The 24250-nt window shown below is 58.3% G+C and carries 25 protein-coding genes; 20 read left to right on the forward strand and 5 right to left on the reverse strand.

The window, feature by feature from the left end; all coding sequences use genetic code 11:
* The 8 genes from BQ5353_RS10165 to BQ5353_RS10200 all read left to right on the forward strand — a co-directional run.
* On the forward strand, positions 1–379 hold a 379-nt coding region (locus BQ5353_RS10165; RefSeq protein ID WP_204211308.1), incomplete at its 5' end, for an L-serine ammonia-lyase, iron-sulfur-dependent, subunit alpha.
* 80 nt (positions 380–459) lie between these two features.
* Complete coding sequence (gene mnmA / locus BQ5353_RS10170; RefSeq protein WP_054331601.1) at positions 460–1515, forward strand: tRNA 2-thiouridine(34) synthase MnmA; 1056 nt, start codon at positions 460–462, stop codon at positions 1513–1515.
* Positions 1516–1726: 211 nt separating this feature from the next.
* Positions 1727–2548 (forward strand): transporter substrate-binding domain-containing protein, encoded by an 822-nt coding sequence (locus BQ5353_RS10175; protein WP_071428129.1) that lies wholly within the window; start codon positions 1727–1729, stop codon positions 2546–2548.
* A gap of 8 nt (positions 2549–2556) precedes the next feature.
* A complete protein-coding gene (locus BQ5353_RS10180; protein ID WP_054331603.1) occupies positions 2557–3222 on the forward strand; it encodes an amino acid ABC transporter permease in 666 nt (221 codons plus the stop codon).
* 33 nt (positions 3223–3255) lie between these two features.
* Positions 3256–3999 carry an amino acid ABC transporter ATP-binding protein gene (locus BQ5353_RS10185; RefSeq protein ID WP_071428130.1) on the forward strand — a complete coding sequence of 248 codons (744 nt, stop codon included), beginning with the start codon at positions 3256–3258 and terminating at the stop codon, positions 3997–3999.
* 134 nt (positions 4000–4133) lie between these two features.
* Positions 4134–4619, forward strand: coding sequence for a GNAT family N-acetyltransferase (locus BQ5353_RS10190; protein WP_054331604.1), 486 nt, complete (start codon positions 4134–4136; stop codon positions 4617–4619).
* 101 nt (positions 4620–4720) lie between these two features.
* Positions 4721–5521 carry a polysaccharide deacetylase family protein gene (locus BQ5353_RS10195; protein ID WP_143117217.1) on the forward strand — a complete coding sequence of 267 codons (801 nt, stop codon included), beginning with the start codon at positions 4721–4723 and terminating at the stop codon, positions 5519–5521.
* A gap of 75 nt (positions 5522–5596) precedes the next feature.
* A complete protein-coding gene (locus BQ5353_RS10200; RefSeq protein WP_071428134.1) occupies positions 5597–6322 on the forward strand; it encodes a glycerophosphodiester phosphodiesterase in 726 nt (241 codons plus the stop codon).
* A gap of 53 nt (positions 6323–6375) precedes the next feature.
* On the opposite strand, the gene BQ5353_RS10205 is transcribed toward BQ5353_RS10200, so the two are convergent.
* Together BQ5353_RS10205 and BQ5353_RS10210 are read right to left on the reverse strand one after the other, a co-directional pair.
* On the reverse strand, positions 6376–6981 hold the full coding sequence (locus BQ5353_RS10205) for a LysO family transporter (protein ID WP_054331606.1): 606 nt from the start codon (positions 6979–6981) through the stop codon (positions 6376–6378).
* Entirely contained in the window at positions 6959–7270 is a 312-nt protein-coding gene (locus BQ5353_RS10210) for a LysO family transporter (RefSeq protein ID WP_054331607.1), read from the reverse strand. Before BQ5353_RS10210 ends, BQ5353_RS10205 begins: the two co-directional genes overlap by 23 nt.
* Before the next feature lie 221 nt (positions 7271–7491).
* Between BQ5353_RS10210 and sfsA the strand changes: the two genes are divergently transcribed.
* Positions 7492–8187 carry a DNA/RNA nuclease SfsA gene (gene sfsA, locus BQ5353_RS10215; RefSeq protein WP_054331703.1) on the forward strand — a complete coding sequence of 232 codons (696 nt, stop codon included), beginning with the start codon at positions 7492–7494 and terminating at the stop codon, positions 8185–8187.
* A gap of 108 nt (positions 8188–8295) precedes the next feature.
* On the opposite strand, the gene BQ5353_RS10220 is transcribed toward sfsA, so the two are convergent.
* Complete coding sequence (locus BQ5353_RS10220) at positions 8296–8922, reverse strand: hypothetical protein (RefSeq protein ID WP_054331608.1); 627 nt, start codon at positions 8920–8922, stop codon at positions 8296–8298.
* Positions 8923–9186: 264 nt separating this feature from the next.
* Here BQ5353_RS10220 and BQ5353_RS10225 point away from each other — a divergent pair, with 264 nt between their 5' ends.
* The 4 genes from BQ5353_RS10225 to BQ5353_RS10240 all read left to right on the forward strand — a co-directional run bounded on the left by BQ5353_RS10225 (position 9187) and on the right by BQ5353_RS10240 (position 12107).
* Positions 9187–9447 (forward strand): DUF2752 domain-containing protein, encoded by a 261-nt coding sequence (locus BQ5353_RS10225; RefSeq protein WP_267888297.1) that lies wholly within the window; start codon positions 9187–9189, stop codon positions 9445–9447.
* Between the two features lie 78 nt (positions 9448–9525).
* Positions 9526–10296, forward strand: a complete 771-nt coding sequence (locus BQ5353_RS10230; protein ID WP_054331610.1) for an alpha/beta hydrolase — start codon at positions 9526–9528, stop codon at positions 10294–10296.
* Between the two features lie 54 nt (positions 10297–10350).
* Entirely contained in the window at positions 10351–11622 is a 1272-nt protein-coding gene (locus BQ5353_RS10235; RefSeq protein ID WP_054331611.1) for a replication-associated recombination protein A, read from the forward strand.
* Between the two features lie 11 nt (positions 11623–11633).
* Positions 11634–12107, forward strand: coding sequence for a pyridoxamine 5'-phosphate oxidase family protein (locus BQ5353_RS10240; protein WP_071428136.1), 474 nt, complete (start codon positions 11634–11636; stop codon positions 12105–12107).
* 46 nt (positions 12108–12153) lie between these two features.
* Here BQ5353_RS10240 and BQ5353_RS10245 read toward each other — a convergent pair whose 3' ends face one another.
* Both BQ5353_RS10245 and BQ5353_RS10250 read right to left on the reverse strand, forming a co-directional pair.
* On the reverse strand, positions 12154–12993 hold the full coding sequence (locus tag BQ5353_RS10245) for a GNAT family N-acetyltransferase (RefSeq protein WP_054331613.1): 840 nt from the start codon (positions 12991–12993) through the stop codon (positions 12154–12156).
* Between the two features lie 227 nt (positions 12994–13220).
* The gene (locus tag BQ5353_RS10250; protein WP_071428139.1) at positions 13221–14147 is read right to left on the reverse strand and encodes a S1 RNA-binding domain-containing protein; all 927 of its coding nucleotides are present in this window, start codon (positions 14145–14147) and stop codon (positions 13221–13223) included.
* A 670-nt stretch (positions 14148–14817) separates the two neighbouring features.
* Here BQ5353_RS10250 and BQ5353_RS10255 point away from each other — a divergent pair.
* The 7 genes from BQ5353_RS10255 (at position 14818) to rpoB (ending at position 24243) form a co-directional block, all read left to right on the forward strand.
* A complete protein-coding gene (locus BQ5353_RS10255; protein ID WP_054331615.1) occupies positions 14818–15003 on the forward strand; it encodes a DUF951 domain-containing protein in 186 nt (61 codons plus the stop codon).
* Between the two features lie 62 nt (positions 15004–15065).
* Positions 15066–16145 (forward strand): peptide chain release factor 1, encoded by a 1080-nt coding sequence (gene prfA / locus BQ5353_RS10260; RefSeq protein ID WP_054331616.1) that lies wholly within the window; start codon positions 15066–15068, stop codon positions 16143–16145.
* A gap of 45 nt (positions 16146–16190) precedes the next feature.
* Positions 16191–17219: an L-threonylcarbamoyladenylate synthase gene (locus tag BQ5353_RS10265; RefSeq protein WP_054331617.1), complete on the forward strand. Its 1029-nt coding sequence runs from the start codon at positions 16191–16193 to the stop codon at positions 17217–17219.
* Positions 17216–17848: a dephospho-CoA kinase gene (gene coaE / locus BQ5353_RS10270; RefSeq protein ID WP_071428141.1), complete on the forward strand. Its 633-nt coding sequence runs from the start codon at positions 17216–17218 to the stop codon at positions 17846–17848. The genes BQ5353_RS10265 and coaE overlap by 4 nt, the downstream gene beginning before the upstream one ends.
* Positions 17849–17862: 14 nt before the next feature.
* A complete protein-coding gene (locus BQ5353_RS10275) occupies positions 17863–18444 on the forward strand; it encodes a lytic transglycosylase domain-containing protein (RefSeq protein WP_054331620.1) in 582 nt (193 codons plus the stop codon).
* A gap of 17 nt (positions 18445–18461) precedes the next feature.
* On the forward strand, positions 18462–19865 hold the full coding sequence (locus BQ5353_RS10280) for an aminopeptidase (protein WP_071428143.1): 1404 nt from the start codon (positions 18462–18464) through the stop codon (positions 19863–19865).
* 646 nt (positions 19866–20511) lie between these two features.
* Positions 20512–24243 (forward strand): DNA-directed RNA polymerase subunit beta, encoded by a 3732-nt coding sequence (gene rpoB, locus BQ5353_RS10285; RefSeq protein WP_071428145.1) that lies wholly within the window; start codon positions 20512–20514, stop codon positions 24241–24243.
* Positions 24244–24250 lie beyond the last annotated feature (7 nt).

Here is a 24250-nt window from a genome sequence, read left to right on the forward strand (position 1 = left end):
CTGCCAGGTGGAGTGCGGCTCCGCAGCGGCCATGGCCGCTGCCGCTTCGGTGGTCATGGCTGGGGGCAGCGACGAGCAGGCGCTCAACGCCTCTGCCATCGCCCTAAAAAATGTGCTGGGCCTGGTTTGTGACCCGGTAGCTGGCCTGGTGGAGGTCCCCTGTGCCAAGCGCAACGCCTCCCAGTCGGCCAATGCCATCTCCGCCGCGGAGATGTCCCTGGCGGGAATCAAGAGCAACATCCCCTTTGACGAGTGCGTCGAGGCGATGATGAAGGTGGGCCGCATGCTGCCCTGCCAGCTGCGGGAGACCGCCCAGGGCGGTTTGGCTGTCACCCCCACCGGCCGCAAGATCGACGAGCGTCTCCACCCCAAAAACTAGAAGAAATAGAAAAATTGGCCTGCTTGCCCTTTCCGGTTTCGGAGAGGGCAGCTTTTGGTTTTGCCCAAAGGAGGAAATGGATGGAAAAACGAGTATTGCTGGGGATGAGCGGCGGGGTGGACAGCTCCACCAGCCTGCTTTTGCTGCAGCAGCAGGGATACCAGGTGGAAGGGGCCACCTTCCGCCTGTGGAAGCCGGATGAGGAAAGCCGCGCCCAAGGGGAACGGGAGATCGAAAGCGCCCGGCAGCTCTGCGGGAAACTGGGGGTTCCCCACCACGTCATCGACTGGACACAGGAGTTCCAAACCCAGGTGGTGGACTATTTTGTGGGGGAATATCAAAAGGGCCGCACCCCCAACCCCTGCGTCATCTGCAACCGCACCATCAAATTTTCCGCCTTTTGGAATTGGGCCAAGGAGCGGGGGTTTGACTACATTGCCACCGGCCACTACGCCCGTATCGGCGAGGAAAAGGGCCGGTACTTCCTGCGCAAGGCCGCTTGTGAGAAGAAGGACCAGAGCTACTTCCTCTATGTGGCCAGCCAGGAACAGCTGGCCCACCTGCTGTTCCCCTTGGGGGAGTACAGCAAAGAGGAAGTGCGGGCTATGGCGGCCCAGCACCAGCTCTCGGTGGCCAAAAAGCCGGATAGCCAGGATGTCTGCTTTATCCCCGATGGGGAATACGGCAAATTTTTGGCTGCCTACACCGGGAAGAAGGCCCCCATCGGCCGGTTTGTGGACCAGGCGGGAAACCCTTTAGGGGAGCACCTGGGCCTCTGGAATTACACCATCGGCCAGCGCAAAGGGCTGGGGGTCACCTTTGGCAAACCCATGTTTGTGGAGAAGATCGACCCGGTGACCAGGGAGATCACCCTGGGGGACAACGATGCCCTGTTCCGGCGGGAACTGTGGGTGGAATCCCCTAACTGGATGGCCATTCCCGGGTTGGAGGCCCCGCGCCCGGCCCAAATCCGCATCCGGTCGGCCCACAAGGCCCAGCCTGGGATGCTGTACCCCCTGCCGGATGGCAGCGTCCGGGTGGAGTTCCAGGAACCCCAGCGGGCAATTACTGTGGGCCAGTCCGCCGTCTTTTATGAAGGGGAACGGGTGCTGGGCGGCGGCGTTATCCAGCGGTGAGGAATCTAGCAAAGAGGGGAAGCGATACGCTTCCCCTCTTTTTTTGTTGCATTTCATATAGAAATGTCAAATAAATCCGGGGTTTGCATTGAGATTATGAATTGGAAAAGAAATTTGACCCGTGGTATCCTGTTATAGAATTAAGTGGTTCCCGGCCCGCATCCGGTGGGGCTGGTGCTGCCATTTGACTGAAGAAAGGATGTTGACTTACATGAAAAAGAGATTGTTAGCCGCTGTTATGGTGGCAGTTACCCTGCTGTCCGGCTGCGGCGGAGGCGGAAATCCCTCCAGCAGTTCTTCCGAAACCCCTTCCAACAGCTCCCAGGAGGAGGTCAAGGTAATTCGAGTCGGCATGGACGGCGAGACCCCCGGCTTCTCCTCCCTGGATGAAAACGGGGAAATGGTGGGCCTGGATGTGGACATCTGGAAGGAGATCGGCAAGCGTACCGGGTATGAGATCCAGTTTGAGCGGATGGAGTTCTCCTCCCTGTTCAGCCTGCTGGACGACGGCCGTTTGGACACCGTGGCCAACGAGATCTCGGTGACTGAGGAGCGGCAGAAGAGCTACAACTTCTCCGATCCCGCCTACTTTGACAGGATCACCTTCCTCTCCCGGGCGGATACGGAAATCAGCGATCCCAAAGACCTGGACGGCATGAGCATCGGCGTGGAGCCCGCTTCCTCCGACGTGGAAATCGTGGACGCGGTGGATGCGTCTTTGGGAATCACCCTCAACCGGGTGTACTACGACGGCTTCTCCATCCAGGATGTGGTGCTGGGCCGGATCGACATGTGGATCAAAGGGGAGACCGGCGCCCTCCAGGTTATCGAAGAGATGGGCAGCGATAAACTGAAAATCCTCTATAAAACCGATGTGGTCTTTGACTGCGCCTATCCCTTTGCCAAGACCGAAAAGGGCCAGGAGCTGATGGAGCTGACCAACAAGGCCCTCTCTGAGATGCGGGAGGACGGCACCTTGAAGGCCCTCTCGGAGAAGCACTTCGGCATTGACATCACCACCAAAGAAGCGTAAAGGAAACCATGAATCCAAACATTGAATACATCCTCCTGGTCTTCCGGGAGATGCTTCCGGCCCTGCCCCAAACCTTGTGGATCTGCCTTTTGTCCTTTGGTCTGTCGGTGGCCCTCGCCCTGTTTGTCACCGTTGTGGACTTTTTTCAGGTGCCAGTGCTGCGGCGGGTGTGCAACTTTTATGTCTCCTTTTTCCGGGGGACGCCGCTGGTGGCACAGCTCTTTTTGTTCTACTTTGGCCTCCCTTCCATCTGCCAGGTCTTTATGGCGATCACCAAAATGCAGGCGGTGGTGTTGGGGCTGGGGTTTAATGCAGGCGCCTATATGCGGGAGAGCTTCCGGGGAGCGATCCTCTCGGTGGACAAAGGCCAGCTGGAGGCCGCTTATTCCATCGGCATGAGCGACATGAAGGTGATGTGGCGGATCATCCTGCCCCAGGCGGTGGTGGTGGCCATCCCCTCCTTGGTCAACAACCTGGTGGACATCCTCAAGGGCTCTTCTTTGGCCTTTACCGTGGGGGTGATCGACATCACCGCCGCGGCCAAGCTGCGGGCTTCGGCCAACTTCAAGTATTTTCACGCCTATCTGGCGCTCATGTTCCTATATTGGGTGCTTGTCCTTGCCCTAGAGCGGGGACAGGCAGTGCTGGAAAAGAGGCTTGCCCGCAACCGGTAAAAGGGAAGCAGATGGACTGGGGGACTGTCAAACATGATATCCATTGAGAATATCCACAAGAAATTCGGCGACCTGGAGGTGCTCAAAGGCGTCAGCCTAGAGGTGAAGAAAGGCGAGGTCATCGCCATCATCGGCCCCTCCGGCACTGGAAAGTCCACCCTGCTGCGCTGCGTCAACTACTTGGAGCGGCCGGAGGAGGGGCGGATCACCATCGGGGATCTGTCGGTGGACGCCAAAACCGCCACTAAACAGGAGATTTTAAAGCTGCGCCAAAGAACTTCCATGGTCTTTCAAAGCTACAACTTGTTCAAGCACAAAACCGCCCTGGAAAATGTGATGGAGCCTCTGGTTGCGGCCAAGGGCATGAAAAAATCCCAGGCGGAGCCCATCGCCCGGGAGCTGATCGCCAAGGTTGGCCTTTTGGACAAGGCGGACCAATACCCTTCCAAATTGTCCGGCGGCCAGCAGCAGCGGATCGGCATCGCCCGGGCTATGGCGGTCCATCCCCAGCTGATGCTGTTCGACGAGCCCACCAGCGCCCTGGACCCGGAATTGGTGGGGGAGGTGCTCAAGGTCATCAAGGACCTGGCGGAGAACCACATGACCATGCTCATCGTCACCCATGAGATGAAATTTGCCCAGCAGGTCGCCGACCGGGTGATCTTTATGGATGGCGGGGGGATTGTGGAAGAGGGGCCGCCCCAGCAGATTTTTTCATCGCCCCGCAGCGAGCGCACCATCCGGTTTTTAAACATGGTGCGGCAGAAGGACCTGTAAGGGGAGAGCTAGGGCATTTGGAGGGACGATCCCCCCAGGCGGGGGATTCCACCTGCCGTTTGTCACTTCGCATGGCAGGGCGGAGTTTTTTCTGGAATTTGTGCCGGTGCGAAGCGGCGGAAAGAAGGATCGTTATGAACTGTGCCATCCGGCAGGTCACCGCGGCTGACGTGGATGCGGTGACTAGGTTGGAAGCCAAGTGCTTCCCGCCCCACGAGGCGCCGGGACGGGAGGTGTTCGCCCGCCGGATCGCCGCCTTTGGGGACAGCTTTTTTGTAGCGGAACAGGATGGGGAGATCCTGGGGATGATCAACGGCTGCGTCACCGACCAGCCCCGCATCCTGGACGCCATGTACCAGGATGAATCCCTCCACCGGCCAGAAGGCGCTTATCAGACGGTGTTTGGCCTGGCGGTGGACCCCGATTTCCGGCGTCAGGGAATCGCCTCCCAACTGATGCGGTATTTCATCCAACTGGCCAAAGAGAGGGGAAAGGCGGGCTTGGTGCTCACCTGTTCCTTGGACAAGATCCCTTTTTACGAGCGCTATGGCTATGAGAATGAAGGCTGTTTTAAAACCGATTCCGATGGGGACTGGTACCGCATGGTGCTGCGTTTCTAGAAAAAGCACAGGGCTTTCATAGGGGGCCCTGTGCTTTTTCGCTTCTTGGCAGGTCATATTGTCCCGGACTCCCCCATAGACTGGTACAAAAACCGGAGAAGGTGAAGGTTATTACAAAGAAAGTATGGATTCGCTACGCAGCAGCCCTCGCCCTTGCCGCCGCATTGTGGGGAAGCTTGGCTTGGCAGCGGCAGGCAGTGCTAACCGAGGCGCGGGAGAGCCACTCAAACTTGTATGTAGAACCCAGCAACTCGGTGAACACCATGGCGGAGAAAACGGTTTATCTCACCTATGACGATGGCCCCAGCAAAAACACGCCGCGCATTTTAGATGTGCTGAAAAAGCACGGTGTCAAGGCCACTTTTTTTGTTATCGGCAAGGAGGACGAGGAGTCCCTCGCCCTGTACCGGCGGATTGTGGAGGAGGGCCACACCATTGCGGTCCACACCTATTCCCACAAATACCACGAGATCTACCGGTCGGTAGACGCCTATCTGGAGGATTTTGAGAAGGTGGAAAACCTGATCTACAACACCACCGGGGTCCACCCGAAAATCTTCCGCTTCCCCGGGGGAAGCGTCAACTCCCTGGTGCCCTCCAAGCAGGTCCACAAGGATATCATCCGGGAGATCACCCGCCGGGGCTATGTGTTCTACGATTGGAATGTGGTCTCGGGGGATGACACCGCCACCGTCTACCCAGCCCAGACCCTGGCGGACAATGTGCTGAAAGCCGCCGGGAGGGTGAAAAGCCCGGTGGTGCTGTTCCACGACGCGCCCCTCTGCCGCACAACCCCCGACGCCACCGACATCGTCATCCAGCGGCTGCTGGAGCAGGGGTATGCCTTCGCCGCTCTGAGCGAGGACACCCAGCCCATCCAGTTTACCTCCACCGGCAATTGACATCGGGTGGACAGGGTGATACTATGGTGGTAACAACCCGTCCTGCGGGATTTTGAAAAATTGAGGTGCACAGGTATGACATTAAACATTGGGCACAGAGGCTTTAGCGGCTTGTATCCGGAAAACACTATGCTCTCCTTCCAAAAGGCGCTGGAAGCGGGGGTGGACGGCTTCGAATTCGACACCCATTTGACCAAAGACGGCGAGATTGTGGTCATCCACGATGAGAAAATCGACCGCACCACCAACGGCACCGGTTTTGTCAAGGATTACACCTATGAGGAACTAAAGCAGTTTGACGCTTCCTCGGTGTTCGCCGGCCAGTATGGCTTCAACTATATCCCCACCCTGCGGGAGTATTTTGAGCTGACCAAGGGCATGGACCTGATGACCAACATCGAGCTGAAAAACAGCATCATCTGGTACGACGGTATGGAGGAGAAGGTTATCGCCATGATCCGGGAATACGGGGTAGAGGAGCAGATCGTCCTTTCCTCTTTCAACCACTACTCCATTATGAAGTGCAAAAAACTGGCCCCTGAGCTGAAGTGCGGCTTCCTGGACAGCTCCTGGCTGGTCAACCCCGGCGAGTACACCAAATCCCGCGGGGTGGAATGCTATCACCCCAGCTTCCGCAGCCTGGATGAAGCCACAGTGGCGGAAGTCCACAGCCACGGTATCGAAATCAACACCTGGACGGTCAACGAGACCGAGGACATTCAAAGGATGTTTGACCTGGGGGTCCATTCGGTGATCACCAACTTCCCCGACCGGGTCAACGCAGTCAAACAGGGGAGATAAAGCCCTCTATCGAAAAAAGCCAGCTTCCTGGGAAGCTGGCTTTTCTTGTTGGATCAGTGGGGCAACAGCCTCCAGCACAGGTCGATGGCAATGGGCACCGCCGCGGAACACAGCACCCCGTTGAACACCGACAGGACCACCACCTCCTCGCTGGTGTGGCGGATCAGCATGGGCAGGGTGGTGTCCTCGCTGGTGGCGCCCGCCGGGGCGATGGCGGTAAAGTGGTTTAAATGTTTGGCGATGGGTGGAATGAGGGCAAAGGAGACAATCTCCCGCATCAAGTTGGCGAGGAAAGCCAGCGATCCCGCTTGGGCGGAGGAGAGGTCGGTGAGCAGCACTCCCGCTAAGCTGTACCAGCCCATGCCGCAGGCGATGGCCGTCCCCTCCCCCAGGGGATAGGAGAGAAGGAGGGAGGCGATCATCCCGCCTAGGATGGAGCCGGTGATCACCCCAAAAGGGATGAGCAGTATCTTTAGGTGGTATTCCCCCACCTTTTGAAAGACCAGCTTGTTGGTCCCCACGCTGATGCCCACAGCGAACATCAAAAGGTAGAGCACATAAGGGGAGAGCTGGGCAAAGAGGGCCACCACCTGGGGCGAGAAGATCCACCGGCCGCAGACAATCCCCAAAAAAAGGCTAACAATCGCCGCTAGAACCATGGCCATCCTCCTCTCCTATTGACTGCTTGGCGGCCAGGAACCTCTGGGTCAGGGGGTAGACCAGTGCCACCGACCCGGCAATGGGCAGCAGGCAGAAAAACAGGCTCTGTACCCCAAGGGTGGAGAGCTCCTCAAAAAATTGGGGCCGTGCTCCCAGGGATACCCCCATGGAGAAAATCAAAATCACGGTGCAAAGGAGCTGCAAATTGGCGTTGAAACGGTAAAGTTTTTGAGGGAACCATCTGGCGCCCAAAAGGACGCCGGCGCACATGACCAGTAGGATATCCAAAGGGGAAACCTCCTTGAAAAATGGTTGATTTGGCGGCGGCCAATGCCCGAGGCCCTAGCGGGAACTGGGCGCTTGCCCCACCCCTTAGCGGGGGCCGCCGGCCCGAAATCCAGCCGCAGGGACACTGTTGTTCATTGTACCGGGAGAAGGGGGGATTTGTCAAACCCCGTTGCCTTTTTGCCGGGGAAAAGGTACAATGGGCAGAGAAAGAAGGGGCAATCATGCATTACAAATTGGTTTATCCGGCGGTCTTTTTGGAGAGGCCCAACCGGTTTATCGCCCGGTGCCTGCTGGACGGCCAGGAGGTGCGGGCCCATGTGAAGAACACCGGCCGCTGCCGGGAACTTTTGCTGCCCGGCGCCACCGTCTATCTGGAAAAGGCCCAGAACCCCCAGCGCAAAACCGCTTATTCCCTTATCGCGGTGGAAAAAGGGGATCTGCTCATCAACATGGACTCCCAAGCGCCCAACGCTTTGGCAGAAGAGGCCATCCTCTCCGGCCGGGTGGCGCTGCCGGGGTTTCACGCCGGAGCCTTTGCCCTGCGCCGGGAGGTCACCCACGGGGATTCCAGGTTTGACCTCTACCTGGAAGAAGGGGAGCGCCGGGCATTTGTGGAGGTAAAAGGGGTAACCTTGGAGGAAGATGGTGTGGCTCTATTCCCTGATGCCCCCACCCAGCGGGGCATCAAACACCTGGAGGGGCTATCCCGCGCGGTGGGGGAGGGGTACGGGGCTGCCCTCCTGCTGGTGATCCAGTTCACCGGGGCAAAGGAGTTTTGCCCCAACGATAAGACCCATCCCCAGTTTGGGGAGGCCCTCCGGCGGGCGCAGGAGGCTGGGGTACAGCTGCTCTGTTATGAGTGTGCCGTCGCCCCCAGCCATGTGGAGGTCACCGCCCCGGTCCCCATCCGGCTGTAGTGCGGCTTTTCGGCACATCTGAGGGGTTGCACACATCGCTGAATCCGGAAATTTTGGGACAAAAAACGGGAACTCCGCCACAGGAGTTCCCGTTTTGCATCGCGTTTCTTAACCCAAGAGGGCAACGCCGCCATTGGCAGTTTTGAAATACACTTCAGGCTGCGCAGCCGGCGGGTTGGTGACAACCGTGGAGGATGCGGAGCTTGCAGCGTCGCCATCGCCTTCCGCAGGCTCATCCCCAGTTTCAGAGGAATCGCCCTCGGGGGTGGATTCCTCCCCATCCCCTTCATCGGATGTGCTGTCATCCAGGCTGTCCTCGGTTCCATCCCCATCGGGATTGTCCACTTCCCCGTTGACCCCAATGGAGGGATCGCCGGTGGGATCGACGGGCTTCTCCTTTTTGGGCAGGGCCAAAATTACGATCAGAACCATGGCCGCCGCTAAAACACCGATGTAGATGGTCCGCTCCTTTTTGTTGAGGACGCTGGGTTTGTTGGGATCGGGATACATGACCCGCCCCACCACCTGGCCGATGACCCAGCCCAAAAGGAGGGAACCTAAAATTACCGCCGCCGCAGTCACCGCCACCTGAAGCCACGAGGGCATTGTAGACATCAGGGTGCTGATCATTCCGCTTTCCTCACCGCCCATGCCGCCGCCTGACGAACCGCCCACATAACCGCCCCCAGCGTAGCCGCCGGCGACTACCATGCCTTTCACCAATAAACCGTTCATACGCAACCTCCGTCATTTCACATTCTCATCTATTGTAATCCCAAAGGGGTATATCAGCACGGAACACTCTTATTCTATAGCAAAACCTTCCAATTGTAAACTGCCCGATTTGCGCGCCGGCGGCAAAATTGCTATACTACAAGAAAATAGCATCCGAAAGGGGGGCTCACCATCCAATCCCATCGGTTTGACCAGCGGCATGGCTGGCTGTTTTTTGCAGCGGGTGCCCTGCTCATCCTCCTGCCAGGGGACTATAACTGCACCATCCGCCGCTTGACCGGTGTGCCCTGTCCGGGCTGTGGGATGACCCGGGCGGCCCTGTGCCTCTTGCGGCTGGACTTTGCCGGAGCATGGCGGCTGCAGCCCATGATTTACCTGTTGATCTTTTATATAGTGCTCCTTTCCCTGCGATCTATTGCAGGCCGCCCCATGAGAAATTGGCTGATTTTCTGCGGGGTGAGCTACTGCCTGCTGGCTTTTTTCTTGTGGGGGTTCCGCTTTTTTGCGGGGACGCTGCCCTATTGATGGGATACCGCTGGATTTATTTGTCAAAACCAGGTATACTGAATACAACGATCGAGTGAAAAATGGGGGAATACAACAATGGCTATTTTTCGAGGGGAGATCCGCTCCCGCACCATGGAGATGGACACTGGTTTGGCGGTGATCCTGCCCTATGACAGCTTCCAGGAGATGCCGCCCGCCAAAACCCTGTACCTGCTCCACGGGTTGAAACAAAGCGCCGGCGCCTGGCTGAATATGAGTTCCATTGGCCGGTATGCCAAGGAGCATAACCTGGCGGTGGTGATGCCGGAGGTACAGCGCAGCTTTTACACCGATATGGAGATGGGCCTTGCCTATTTCACCTATGTGTCGGAAGAACTCCCAAAGCTCTGCCAAAAGCTCTTCCGCCTGAGCCCCAAAAGGGAGGACACCTTTGTGGCCGGCCTCTCTATGGGCGGCTATGGGGCGGCAAAATGCGCCCTGGCCCGGCCGGACGTCTTTTCCGCCTTCGGTTCTTTTTCCGGGGCGCTGGACATCGCCATGCTGAAGGAGGGGGCCAAATATGCCCCCCAGATGCTGCCGGAGATGCAGGCCGTCTTCGGGATGGATCTGGTGCTGAAAGAACAGGACGACCTGTTTGCCCTGGCACAGAAGGCCGCGGCCCTGCCCAAAGAGCTGCGCCCCCGGGCTTACATCACCTGCGGCAGCGACGACCATGGGGACTATATCATCGAACAGAACCGGAAGTTCCGGGATCACCTGTCCGCCCTGCCGCTGGAACTGCGGTATGAGGAGTTCCCCGGGGGCCACGAATGGCCGCTGTGGGACAAGTCGGTGGAGCGGGCCATCCCCTTCTTCCTGGGGGAGTAGGGGACATTGATGGAATACCAAAGACCTGAATTTTCTAGGAAAGGGGGAGGGCCTATGGAATCCCCATTGGCAGACCGCCTGCGCCCCACCACCTTGGATGAAGTGGTTGGCCAAAGGCACCTGCTGGCGCCCGGCCGGGTGCTGCGCAACATCGTGGACAGTGGCAACCTGCCCAATATGATCTTTTATGGCCCTTCGGGAGTGGGCAAGACCACCGTCGCCCGAATCATCGCCGAAAAAGCGGGCAAGCGCCTGCACAAGCTCAACGGGACCACCGCTTCCACCGCGGACATCAAAGGGGTGGTGGAGGAATTGGACACCTTCGCCGGCCGCAACGGGGTGGTGCTCTACCTGGACGAGATCCAGTACCTCAACAAAAAACAGCAGCAGACCCTTCTCGAGTTCATCGAAAACGGGTCGATCACCCTCATTGCCTCCACCACTGAGAACCCTTATTTCTATGTGTACAACGCCATCCTGAGCCGCTCCACCGTCTTTGAATTCCAGCCGGTGGAGCCCCAAGAGGTGGAAAAAGCGGTGGGCCGGGCTTTCCGCCTGGCGGGGGAGATCTACGGCGCCGGCATCCGGCGGGAAGAAGGGGTGGAGAAACACATCGCCTTGGCCTGCGGCGGGGATGTGCGCAAGGCCATCAACGCGGTGGAAATCCTCTCCCTCTCCGCCTTGCGGGGGAAGGAGGAGCCGGTAGTCACTTTAGAGGAGGCCCAGGAGGTATCCCAGCGGTCCTCCATGCGGTACGACCGGGATGGGGATGTCCACTATAATATCCTATCGGCGTTCCAGAAATCCATCCGCGGGTCGGATGAAAACGCCGCCCTCCATTACCTGGCCCGTCTGCTGACCGCCGGGGATCTTTTGTCCCCCTGCCGCCGGCTTTTGGTCACTGCCGCTGAGGACATCGGCTTGGCCTATCCCCAGGCCATCCCCATTGTGAAGGCTTGTGTGGACAGCGCCCTCCAGCTGGGCCTTCCGGAGGCCCGCATCCCCTTGGCGGACGCGGTGATCCTTTTGTGCACCGCGCCCAAGTCCAACTCGGGCATCTTGGCCATTGACGCCGCCCTAAAGGATGTGAAAGACGGCAAATACGGCGATGTGCCCGATTCCCTGAAGGATGGCCACTACGGCGGGGCCAAAAAGATGGGGCACGCCATCGGCTACCAGTATGCCCATGACTTCCCGGGCCACTATGTGGTGCAGCAGTACCTGCCCGATGCCATCAAGGATCGGGAGTACTACCGGTTTGGAGACAATAAAACCGAACAGGCGGCCCTTGCTTACCGCCAAAAAATCCGGTCGATGGACCGGTAGAGGAGGAGCCTATGCAGCACAAGATGAGAGAAAACCCCCTCGCCCCCGAAGGGGTGAACCGGCTGTTGGAGAGGGCTATGGTAGGGCGGGTCTCCACCAACGGATCGGACGGCTACCCTTATACGGTGGCGGTTCACTTTGTGTACCGGGAAGGGGCTGTCTACTTCCACGGCCTGCCAAAGGGGGAGAAGCTCTGCAACATCGCCCGGGACCCCAAGGTCTGCTTTGAAGTGGATGAACTGCTGGGCATCCGCAAGGAGGGGGTCACTGTCCCCTGCAAAGTGGGCTCCGGCTATGAGAGCGCCGTGTTGCGGGGGAGGGCTTCCCTGGTTGACGACCCGGGGGAAAAGGAGGACATCCTGCGGGCCATCACAGCCAAATACGCCCCGGAGCTTGGGGAGGCACCCATCCTTCCCCAGGCAGCAGCGGGCACTGCTGTGGTGAAAATCCAGGTGGAATCCTGCACCGGGAAATACCATACATAAGAAAAAACGCCTTTGCAACTGGTTGCAAAGGCGTTTTTGATGGGATCTAGCGGTACATCCCCATGGAGATAAAGTCGCTGGGGGCAGTTTCAAACCCCAGGGAGGCCAGCTTTTCCTCCAGCACTTGGTTGTCATAGGGGAACATCACCGTCAGCTGGGGAATGCCCCGTTCCCTGGCGATGGTTTTAGCAGCGGCGATGCAGCGGTCCACATCCCCCTCCACCAGCGCCACATGGAGGGCCTTTTTGTGTTGAAAGCGGGTGCCTGCCACCAGGATGGAGCCGGAAGCTTCCTCCCGGTAGACCTTGCCCTCATAGGCGAGGCCCCGGTATAAGGGCTCATTCATGGCGTAGAAAGTCCGGTTGAAGCAGAGGAACCCTCTCCAGGCGTCTGCCAAAGGGGCCAGCAGCCGGCAGGCGGTATCCTGGCCCACCCGGTGGAACCTGGTCTCCAAAATCGGGGAGTCGTCCAGCCGAAGGGTCATCTCCCGGCAGGTGCAGTGGATGGTGAAACCATGCCGCCGGGCAAGGCCGGCGCTCACTGCGTTTTTTACCCCGGTGTACATCCGAAGAGCGGGGGCGTTCAGTTCCGCTGCTTCCTCCAAGTACCGGCGATAGATGGCTTTGCCCACCCCGTTGCCCTGGTAGGCGGGATCGACCCGCAGGGTCTCCAGCCAGGCGGAGCCATCGTACAGAAGGGTCAGTTTGCCGATGCCTACAATTTTGCCGTCCACCTCTGCAACGGTCAGGTCGCCCACGGTGCCATTGAAGTAGAGGTCGGCCACGTCGGCCAGGTAGTGGTTTGCCTTCATGGCGGCGTGCTCCACTTCCAAGCAGGCGGGGAGGTCTGCCCAGGTGGCGGGCCGGGTCACAATGCTGTCATACATGAGGTTCAAACGCTCCTTTTCCCGCGCTGTATTATTTTAGGATAAACTGCCACGCCCCAACTGCGCGGAAGAAGGAGCGGTTTGGGGAGCCCTGTTTGCCGCGGAACCAGGGCGGCAAGAATCCGAATGCCGGAGAAACTGCGCAAAACACGCAGAAAAATCCCCCCTGTAAGCTGCTTAACTAAACCGTAGCACAAACAGGAGGGACTTGTCAATTGGAAAAAGGATTAGTCGAACCGGCTTTCCAACAGCCGTTCTGAGGAATCGGGGGAATACTGCCACCGGCTGATGTGGCCGCCTTCGATGAAATACCGCGGGGGCTGGATGCGGTAGGCGGCGTCAAAGGAATCCACAATGATGAGTTTGACCTTCATCTTTTCGGGGATCAGGCTTTTTATGTAGACACTGGCGTGCTGGCCGGGAAAGACGTTCTCCTTGGGTTCGGCAAGGCCCGCCAAGTTGGGGGAGAGTTCCACAAAGATGCCATAACTCTCCACCGAGCGGACGATGCCAGCCACCGTCTCCCCAGCACAGAAGAGGGCGGCGTTCTCCTCCCAGGTGCCCAGCAGCTCTTTATGGGAGAGGGAGATCCTCCCCCCGGGCTCCATCTGGCGCACCACCGCCTGGATGTCCTGCCCCACATGGAACCGGTCCCGGGGATGGGAGATGCGGGAGACCGAAATGGCGTCGATGGGGATGAGGGAGCTGATGCCGCATCCCACGTCTACAAAACAGCCGAAAGGCTCCAGGTGGGTGACCCGTGCGTCGATGATGTCCCCAGGGCGCAGCTGGGTCAGATACTCCTCCATACAGGCTTTCTGCACCAGGCGGCGGGAGAGGATGGGCCGCGGCGCACCGTCCCCCTGCCGGTCGATGGCGATAACCTGGAAGGCCACCGGCTTGTTCACCCGGGAGATGATGGCGATGTCCCGGGTGGAGCCGTCCTCAATGCCCAGGGCGCCCTCCTCCCGGGGGATGATGCCCCGGGTACAGCCCAGATCCACATATAAATTGTGGGCGGAATCGCAGACCACAGCCCGGCCCTCCAGGCAGCGGCCTTCCCGCATGGCTTCTTCCAGGGCGGATATGCTTTTTAGATAGGCGCAGTTTTCCGGCGTGTCGATCAAAAGACCCTCCGGCCGATAGGTTGTCATTTCAAATACCTCCTCTTTTGGGATACCATCCTCGGCCGGTGTTCGGCCTTTTTTGGAACCGTTACCATGTATATTCACCGGGGGGATGGCTCATGCATTTTTCTTTTTGGGGTTTTGTTCCTCAAGATTTCATTTTGCAAGTGGTCTAGCAGGGCGCCTGGCACCCATGCATCCCGCGCTCCCTTTTTTTTGTGTGAAAAAGGGGAGGGAGAAAGCGCATTTAAGAGGGGCCGAACTATTCGCGGTGCAGTTGAAGTCAGTGCGGTCAGCGTCAGCTGACTATGCCCCCTCAAAACTCCCACTGCTCCTGGGTGGGGCTATTTCCCCCAACTGTTTTTCAGATTAAGCTGCCCTATGTAGAGGGGGATTTTTAAGGGGGAATAGGCTTGCACCGTGTCGCGAGGGTTGCCTATTCCCCCTTAAATGTGCTTTTCGTCAAGGGTTTTTCACATAAAAACCCTTGCACGGGGGTGTGGGGGCGTGCAGCGCCCCATAAATCCAGTTCTAAGATGGAATCTTATAAGGGCCGGAGGTTCAAGGGGCCGGCACAAGGCCCCTCGTCCCTAAAAGTACGGGGGCTGAAAGCCCCAAGGATAAAAACAAAAAAGCGATTGCCAGGCTGGTGGACCCTGTGGTAGAATAAGGGATGAATACAAAGGAGCTGATGGGGATGGATGTGCGCGTTGGGGATATTCTAGTGATGAAAAAACAGCACCCATGCGGTGAGAACACATTTTTGGTACTGCGCTCTGGCATGGATTTTCGCATCCGCTGCACCGGCTGCGGGAGAGAAGTTATGGTCCCCCGGGCCAAAGCGGAAAAGAACATCAAATCCATCATCCGCAAGGACGGTTAGCGCGCTGCGAGCCAGACCAGTGCTTTTTTGAAATAGAACCAGGACAACACAAGGAGAATTGTATGTTTGAGAAATTAAAGTTGACCGAAGAGCGTTACGAGGAGATTAACCAGCAGTTGGCCGACCCCAGTGTGGTCAGCGATAACGAACGGTTTAAATCCTTGATGAAGGAGCATAAAACCCTGACCCCCATTGTGGAAAAATACCGGGAGTACGCCAAATACCAGCAGGACTTTGAAGAAGCCAAGGAGATGCTGAATGACGGCGGCCTGGATAAGGACTTCAAAGAGATGGTGGAGGAGCAGTACAAATCCAGCCAGGAGTCTATTGAACGGTGCAGCGAAGAGCTGAAAATCCTCCTGCTGCCCAAGGACCCCAACGACGACAAGAACGTCATTGTGGAGATCCGGGGCGGCGCCGGCGGCGATGAGGCCGCCCTGTTTGCCAACTCCCTGTATCGGATGTACTCCATGTACGCCGAATCCAAGCGGTGGAAGACCGAGGTCCTTAACGCCAACCCCACCGAGTTGGGCGGCTTTAAGGAGATCAGCTTCTCCATCAGCGGCGAGGGGGCCTACTCCCGCCTGAAGTTTGAAAGCGGCGTCCACCGGGTCCAGCGGGTCCCTGAGACCGAGACCCAGGGCCGCGTCCACACCTCCACCGTCACGGTGGCGGTGCTCCCCGAAGTGGAGGATGTGGAGGTGGAGATCAACCCCGGCGACCTGCAGATCGATACCTACCGGGCCAGCGGCGCCGGCGGGCAGCACGTCAACAAGACCGAGTCCGCCATCCGCATCACCTACCTGCCCACCGGCCTGGTGGTGGAGTGCCAGGACGAGCGCAGCCAGTTCAAAAACAAGGACAAGGCCATGAAAATCCTGCGCTCCCGGCTGTATGAGGAAAAACTGCGGGAACAGAACGACAAAATCGCCTCGGAGCGCAAGCTTCAGGTGGGAACCGGCGACCGCTCCGAGCGGATCCGCACCTACAACTACCCCCAGAGCCGGGTCACCGACCACCGCATCGGCTTGACTCTGTATAAGCTGGAGCAGGTGCTCAACGGCGACCTGGATGAATTGACCGACGCCCTGATCACCTTTGACCAGGCGGAAAAACTGCAGGCACAGGGGGAGAATTACTAAATCCCCTTGCCGCTCCACCACAATTGTGACAGGAGATGTACCACGGTGGACACCAAACTTTTTGTTGTACAGGATATCGAGAAAGACGCGCCCCTTCTTCAGGAGGCGGCGGATATTTTAAAGAGGGGAGGCCTGGTGGCCATCCCCACCGAAACGGTTTACGGCCTGGCGGCAGATGCCCTCAACCCGGAGGCGGTGAAGAAGATTTTTGCCGCCAAAGGCCGCCCGGCGGACAACCCCCTCATCGTCCACATCGCGGAGTTTGAGGAGATCTACGGCCTGGCCTCCCAGGTGCCGGAATCGGCCAAGATTCTGGCCGAGCGGTTCTGGCCCGGCCCTCTCACCATGATCGTCCCCAAAGGGGAGAGCATCCCGGATATCACCTCGGCTGGGCTTCCCACCGTGGCCATCCGGATGCCATCCCACCCCATCGCCCGGGAGATCATCCGGAGGTCCTGCCCCTTGGCAGCGCCGTCGGCCAATCTGTCTGGCAGCCCCAGCACTACCACCGCCCAGCATTGTATCCACGACCTGGGCGGCCGGGTGGATGCCATCGTGGACGGTGGGGAATGCCGGTTCGGGGTGGAATCCACCGTCATCACTTTGGCGGGGGAGAAGCCCCGGCTGCTGCGGCCCGGCGCCATCACCTTAGAAGAGCTGCGGGATGCCTTGGGGGAAGTGGAGATGGACAAAGCGGTCCTCTCCCAGATTGACCCGGGGGAACGGGTATCCTCCCCTGGCATGAAGTACAAACACTATGCCCCCAAGGCCAAAGTGGTCATCGTGGATGGGGACAGCGAGAGCTTCCTTCGGTTTTTGAACGAGCAGACCGGCGAAGGGATTTTTGGCTTGGTCTTCTCCGGCGAGGAGGAGAGGGCAAACAAGCCCTGCGTGGTTTACGGCGAGAACGATGAAGACGTCACCCAGGCCCACCGGCTGTTCGCCGCCCTGCGGGAACTGGACGAGCGGGGGGCAAAACTGGTCTATGCCCGCTGCCCCCGCAAGGAAGGGGTGGGCCTGGCGGTTTACAACCGGCTGCTGCGGGCGGCGGCCTTTGAGGAGATCACACTATGAGCAAGACTACGGTATTGGGCTTGACCGGCCAGACCGGCGCGGGCAAAAGCACTGTCTCCGCCATCTTCTCCGAGCGCAAAATCCCCATTGTGGACGCCGACCAGGTGGCCAGGGATGTGGTGGATAACGGCAAGCAGTGCCTGGCCGATCTGTGTTTGGCCTTCACCATTGACATATTAAACGGGGACGGCACCTTGAACCGGCAGAAGTTTGCCGACCTTGTGTTTGGCGACAAAGCCAAGCTGAAAAAACTCAATTCGATTATTTTCCCCTACATTATCGAGGAGATTGGGGATACAATAAAACAATACCGCGAGGCCGGGGAGCCTTTGGTGGTACTGGATGCCCCCACCCTGTTCGAAAGCGGGGCGGACCGGTTCTGTGATCTGGTGGTCTCGGTGATCGCGCCGGAGAATGAGCGCCTCAACCGGATCATCGTCCGGGATAGGATCAGCGACACCCAGGCCAGAACGCGGATGAAAGCCCAGCACAACGATGCGTTTTACACCTCCCGCTCCAAGTATGTCATCGTCAACGACGGGGACTTGGACACTTTGCGGGAAAAGACGCTGGATGTACTGGATCATGTCCGGGTGGATGGCATCGACCTCCACCCGGCCGAGGAATAACCGGAGGAATGCCCATGAACCACCGTACAGGGGGGAAGCTGTCCCTGGCGCTGTTGGCGGTTTGCACCCTTCTCCTGTTGGGGGCGATGGCCCAGGCGTTGGGTTTTTACCACCGGATGGCCTATCCCTTGGAGTACCAGGCCCTGATTGAGGCCGCCGCGGCCCAATACGACCTGCCGCCGGAACTCCTCTACGCGGTGACCCGCACCGAGAGTAGCTTCAACCCCCAAGTGGAATCCAGCGTGGGAGCCCGGGGGCTGATGCAGATCACCCGGGACACCGCCGATTGGGCAGAGTTCCGCAAGGGGACCGGCCAGGATTTGGACGTTGCCTATGACCGGCTGTTTGAGCCGGAGGCCAATATCCAATGCGGCGCCTTTATCCTGCGCCTATTGATTGACGAATTCGGGACGGTGGACAACGCTCTGGCCGCCTACCATGCAGGCTGGGGAAATGTCAAAAAGTGGCTGGCCGACGAGGAGCACTCCTCCGACGGGGTCAACCTGTCAAGTATCCCCTTTGGGGACACCGCCCGCTATGTAAAAAAGGTCAATGAGACCTCCCGCATCTACCGGGAGCTGTACCAATTTGAATAGAAAGGATGGGCCCTGTTATGAGCGAAGAGAAAACCCGGGGCGAACTGCTGAAAAAGGAACTGTTTTTGGAGAGAAAACACGCCGGTGAGCAGTTTTCCGAGAAACAGATGGAGCTGGCCGACCAGTTCTGCGAGGACTACAAAACCTTTTTGGATGAGAGCAAAACCGAGCGGGAAGCGGTGGCCTCTGCCGTCGCCATCCTGGAAAAAGAGGGGTACACCCCCTTTGACCCCAGCCGCAAGTATGAGGCGGGGGAGAAACTCTATTACAACAACCGGGGCAAAGCCCTGATTTTTGCCACCATGGGCCGCAAGCCCTTGGCCGAAGGGGTCAAGATCCTGGTGAGCCACATCGACTCCCCCCGCCTGGATTTAAAACCCAACCCCCTCTATGAGGACAAGGAGATCGCCCTCTTTAAAACCCATTACTACGGCGGCATCAAAAAATACCAGTGGACCGCTATCCCCCTGGCCCTCCACGGGGTGATCGCCCTAAAAAATGGGGAGACTATCATAGTGAAGATCGGCGACAACGAGGAGGAGCCGGTGTTCTGTGTCACCGACCTGCTTCCCCATCTGAGCAAGGACCAGAACTCCCGCCCCCTCAAAGACGGCATCAAAGGGGAGGAGCTCAACGTGCTGGTGGGCTCCCTGCCTTTCAAAGACGACAAGGTCAGCCAGAAGGTGAAGTTGAACATCCTCAATCTGCTCCATGAGAAGTACGGCATTGTGGAGGAGGACTTCCTCTCCGCCGACCTGACTATGGTCCCCTCTTTCCGCGCCCGTGATATCGGCTTTGACCGCAGCATGATTGGCGCATATGGCCACGATGACAAGGTTTGCGCCTACACCTCTATGCGGGCGGCCCTGGAGGTCCAAGACCCCGCTTACACAGTGGTCACCGTCTTCGCCGACCGGGAGGAGATCGGCTCCATGGGCAACACCGGCCTCAACTCCGATTTTGTCCGCTTCTTCATCGAGGATTTGGCTGCGCCCCACGGCATCGCCGGGCGGACGGTGCTCTCCCGCTCCAAATGCCTCTCCGCCGATGTCAATGCGGCCTTTGACCCCACCTTCCCCGATGCAGTGGAGAAGAACAACATCGCTTACATGAACCACGGGGTGGTAATCACCAAATACACTGGCGCTGGCGGAAAATCCGGCACCAGTGAAGCCCCCGCCGAGTTTATGGCGGAGGTCCGCAAGGCTTTGGATGACGCCGGAGTGGTCTGGCAGACCGGCGAGCTGGGCAAGGTGGACCAGGGCGGCGGCGGCACCGTGGCCCAATATGTGGCCCATATGAATGTGGAAGTGGTGGATGTGGGCGTCCCCATGCTGTCGATGCACGCCCCCTTTGAACTGGTGGCCAAAACCGATGTGTATGAAACCTACCGGGCGTTTCTGGCCTACATCAGCTTATAAACCCGATAAAAAGCGCTGGGATGTTGTATTCCCGGCGCTTTTTTGCTGGGCTGCGGTAAAAACTGAAATATTTGGCTGTCAAGGTGCGCATGAATGGGGAGGTCTTGTCCCATCCTTAGCATAGGGGGGAGCCTCCGTCTTTTCCGGTACAAAAAAAACGGAGGCCGAAGCCTCCGTTTCAGATGATAACTGATTGTCTCCAGCAAAGGGAATCCCCGGCCAGTTTTGTCCGCCGAAATTACATAAAAAGGCGCCATTTCAAGGATACTCAAGGCGTTTCGCATGGGAGAAGGGAATGGGGAACCTCCCAAAAGGGGGAGGGAAGCGGGCCGGGCAATGGGGGAATTCCCCGTGCGGGTGTTTGGGCAACCCTACAAAAATGCAACGGGAAATGGAAATTTCAGTTAGATGCACAAAAATGCGAAAAAAAATACACCGTTTCCTACAAAAAAGTAGTTGACAGATGCACTTTAGTGTTATATAATATTATACTGTATCAAAATGGCTATTTATACCTCTTTTGAGAAGTATTATAGCACATGGAAATCAAGATGGCAATAGGTTTTTGCAGATTCAACGAAGCGAATCGCAATTCGCTTGTTGCAATTGCACAAGCGCATAGAGATAGAATGGAGTGAGTGAGCCTATGGTAAATGTCAAGCCTGTACAGCTGGGTAAAAATGTCCGGATGAGTTTCGCTCGGATCAACGAAGTCCTGGACATGCCAAACCTGATCGAGGTGCAGAAGAATTCCTACAAATGGTTCCTGGAAGAGGGATTGAAGGAAGTCTTCCACGATGTCTCTGCGATCACCGACTACCAAGGCAACCTGGTTCTTGACTTTATTGACTACCGCCTGGACGATACCCCTAAGTATTCCATCGCCGAGTGCAAGGAGCGGGATACCACCTATGCCGCCCCCTTGCGGGTCCGCGCCAGCCTCTTGAATAAAGAGACCGGCGAGGTCAAAGAGCAGGATATTTTTATGGGGGATTTCCCCCTGATGACCGACAGCGGCACCTTTATCATCAACGGCGCCGAGCGGGTCATCGTCTCCCAGTTGGTCCGTTCCCCTGGCGTTTACTACTCCTCCACCAGAGATAAGGCGGGCAAAGAGCTGTTTGCCGCCACCGTCATCCCCAACCGCGGCGCGTGGCTGGAATATGAGACCGATTCCAACGATGTGTTCTATGTGCGCATCGATAAGAACCGCAAACTGCCGGTGACCACCTTTATCCGCGCCCTGGGCCTTGGCACCAACGACGAGATTGTCAACTTCTTCGGCGAGGACGCCATGCTCCGCGCCACCCTGGACAAGGACAGCACCAAGAACACCGAGGAAGCCCTTCTGGAGGTCTACCGCAAGCTTCGCCCCGGCGAACCCCCAACGGTGGAGAGCGCCCAGTCCCATCTGGATGCCCTCTTCTTTGATGCGCGCCGGTATGACCTCTCCCGGGTGGGCCGGTACAAATACAACAAAAAATTGGCCATCAGCCTGCGCATCAGCGGCAGGGAACTGGCCGAGCCAGTCGCCAACCCCCTGACCGGGGAGCTGATGGCGGACAAAGGGGAAATCCTCACCCGGGAAAAAGCCCACGAGATCGAGCGCGCCGGCGTGGACACCGTCTACCTGCAGGTGCGGGACAGTGTCGTTAAGGTTATTTCCAACGGCATGGTGGATATTCGGGATTTTGTGGATTTTGATTGTGCCGAGCTGGGCATTAATGAGAAAGTCCGCTTCTCGGTGCTCTGCCAGATCCTGGAGGAGAATGAGGACGAGGAGTCCCAGAAGGAAGCCATCCGCCAGCGGATGGACGACCTGATCCCCAAACACATCATCAAAGACGACATCTTTGCCACCATCAACTACCTGCTCAACCTGAATTTTGAGGTGGGCACCAAAGACGATATCGACCACCTGGGCAACCGCCGCATCCGTTCGGTGGGCGAGCTGCTGCAAAACCAGTTCCGCATCGGCTTCTCCCGCATGGAGCGGGTCGTCCGGGAGCGGATGGCCACCCAGTCCCAGGATATGGAATCCATCACCCCTCAGGCGCTGATCAACATCCGCCCGGTGGTGGCCGCCATCAAGGAGTTCTTTGGCTCCTCGCCCCTGTCCCAGTTCATGGACCAGAACAACCCCCTGGCTGAGTTGACCCATAAACGGCGCCTTTCCGCCCTGGGCCCCGGCGGTCTGTCCCGTGACCGCGCCGGATTTGAGGTCCGTGACGTCCACTACAGCCACTACGGCCGCATGTGCCCCATCGAGACCCCTGAGGGCCCCAACATCGGCTTGATCTCCTACCTGGCTTCCTTTGCCCGGATCAATGAGTACGGGTTCATCGAGGCCCCTTACCGCCGTGTTGACAAAGAGACCGGCGTTGTCCTGGACGAGGTGGTCTACATGACCGCCGACGTGGAGGATGAATACATCGTGGCCCAGGCAAACGAACCCCTCACCGAGGATATGAAGTTTGCCCGGCCTAAGGTCACCGCCCGCTTCCGCGACGCGGTCATCGAGATTGAGAACAACAAAGTTGATTTTATGGACGTCTCCCCCAAGATGGTGGTTTCGGTGGCTACGGCCATGATCCCCTTCCTGGAAAACGACGACGCCAACCGCGCCCTGATGGGCGCCAACATGCAGCGGCAGGCTGTGCCGCTGCTGGTCACCGAATCCCCCATCGTGGGCACCGGCATGGAGTACAAGGCCGCCGTTGACTCCGGCGTCTGCGTGCTGGCCAAAGCCGACGGTGTGGTGGAGCGGGTTTCCGCCACCGACATTGTGGTCCGCCAGGACGACGGGTTTGTGGAGACCTACCACTTGATTAAATTTATGCGCTCCAACCAGGGAACGTGCGTCAACCAGCGCCCCATCGTGGAAAAAGGGGAGCGGGTGACCAAGGGGATGGTCATCGCCGACGGCCCCGCCACCTCCAACGGTGAGATCGCACTGGGCAAAAACGCCCTCATCGGTTTCATGACCTGGGAAGGCTACAACTACGAGGACGCCGTCCTGCTCAACGAGCGGATGGTCCGGGATGATGTGTACACCTCCATCCACATTGAGGAGTATGAAATTGAAGCCCGTGACACCAAGCTTGGGCCGGAGGAGATCACCCGCGACATTCCCAACGTGGGCGAGGATGTCCTCAAAGAGCTGGATGAGCGAGGCATTATCCGGGTGGGCGCCGAGGTCCGTGCCGGCGACATCCTGGTGGGCAAGGTGACCCCCAAGGGCGAGACCGAGCTCAACGCTGAGGAGCGCCTCCTGCGGGCCATCTTTGGTGAGAAGGCCAGGGAAGTCCGCGACACCTCCCTGCGTGTCCCTCACGGCGAATACGGCATCATTGTGGATGTCAAAGTCTTTACCCGGGAAAACAGCGATGAGCTCTCTCCCGGCGTCAATATGGTGGTCCGCTGCTATATCGCCCAGAAGAGAAAGATCTCGGTGGGTGACAAGATGGCAGGCCGCCACGGCAACAAGGGTGTTGTCTCCCGGATTCTGCCCCAGGAGGATATGCCTTATCTGCCCGATGGACGTCCTCTTGACATCGTCCTGAACCCCCTGGGCGTACCTTCTCGTATGAACATCGGCCAGGTGCTGGAGGTCCATCTGGGCCGCGCCGCCGCCGCTCTTGGCTGGAAGATCATGACTCCGGTGTTCGACGGCGCCCATGAGGAAGATATCCGCGATGCCCTGCGGGAAGCTGGCCTGAGGGAGGACGGCAAGACTGTCCTGTACGATGGCCGCACCGGCGAGCCCTTTGACAACCCGGTTACCGTGGGCTACATGTACTACCTGAAACTCCATCACCTGGTTGACGATAAGATCCACGCCCGTTCCACCGGCCCCTACTCTTTGGTCACCCAGCAGCCTCTGGGTGGTAAAGCCCAGTTCGGCGGCCAGAGATTCGGTGAGATGGAGGTCTGGGCCCTGGAGGCCTACGGCGCCGCTTATACCCTTCAGGAGATCATGACCGTCAAGTCGGATGACGTGGTGGGCCGCGTCAAGACCTTTGAATCCATTGTCAAAGGCCGCAACGTGCCCAAGCCCGGCATCCCCGAATCCTTCAAGGTGCTGATCAGCGAGCTCCAGTCCCTGGCCTTGGACGTCAAGGTCCTGGATAAGGAGGGCGAGGAGATCGACCTGCGCCAGAACTTTGATGAGGATGAGGATATGGGCCTGCCCCACGGCGACGAGGATTTGTTTGAATCTACCAACGTGGAGGTAGAGGGCGAGCTCAACGAAGGCTTTGCCATTGAAACCCCGGATCTGGATGATCTGGAAGAGCCGGAGACCCTGGACCCCGACCTGTTCGAGGGCTTTGACGACGATCTTGGGCTGGATGACGATCTGTCTGATGATAAATTCTAAAAGGAGG

This window comes from Merdimmobilis hominis, from assembly GCF_900104615.1.
In the GTDB taxonomy this organism is placed as follows: Bacteria; Bacillota; Clostridia; order Oscillospirales; family Ruminococcaceae; genus Merdimmobilis; species Merdimmobilis hominis.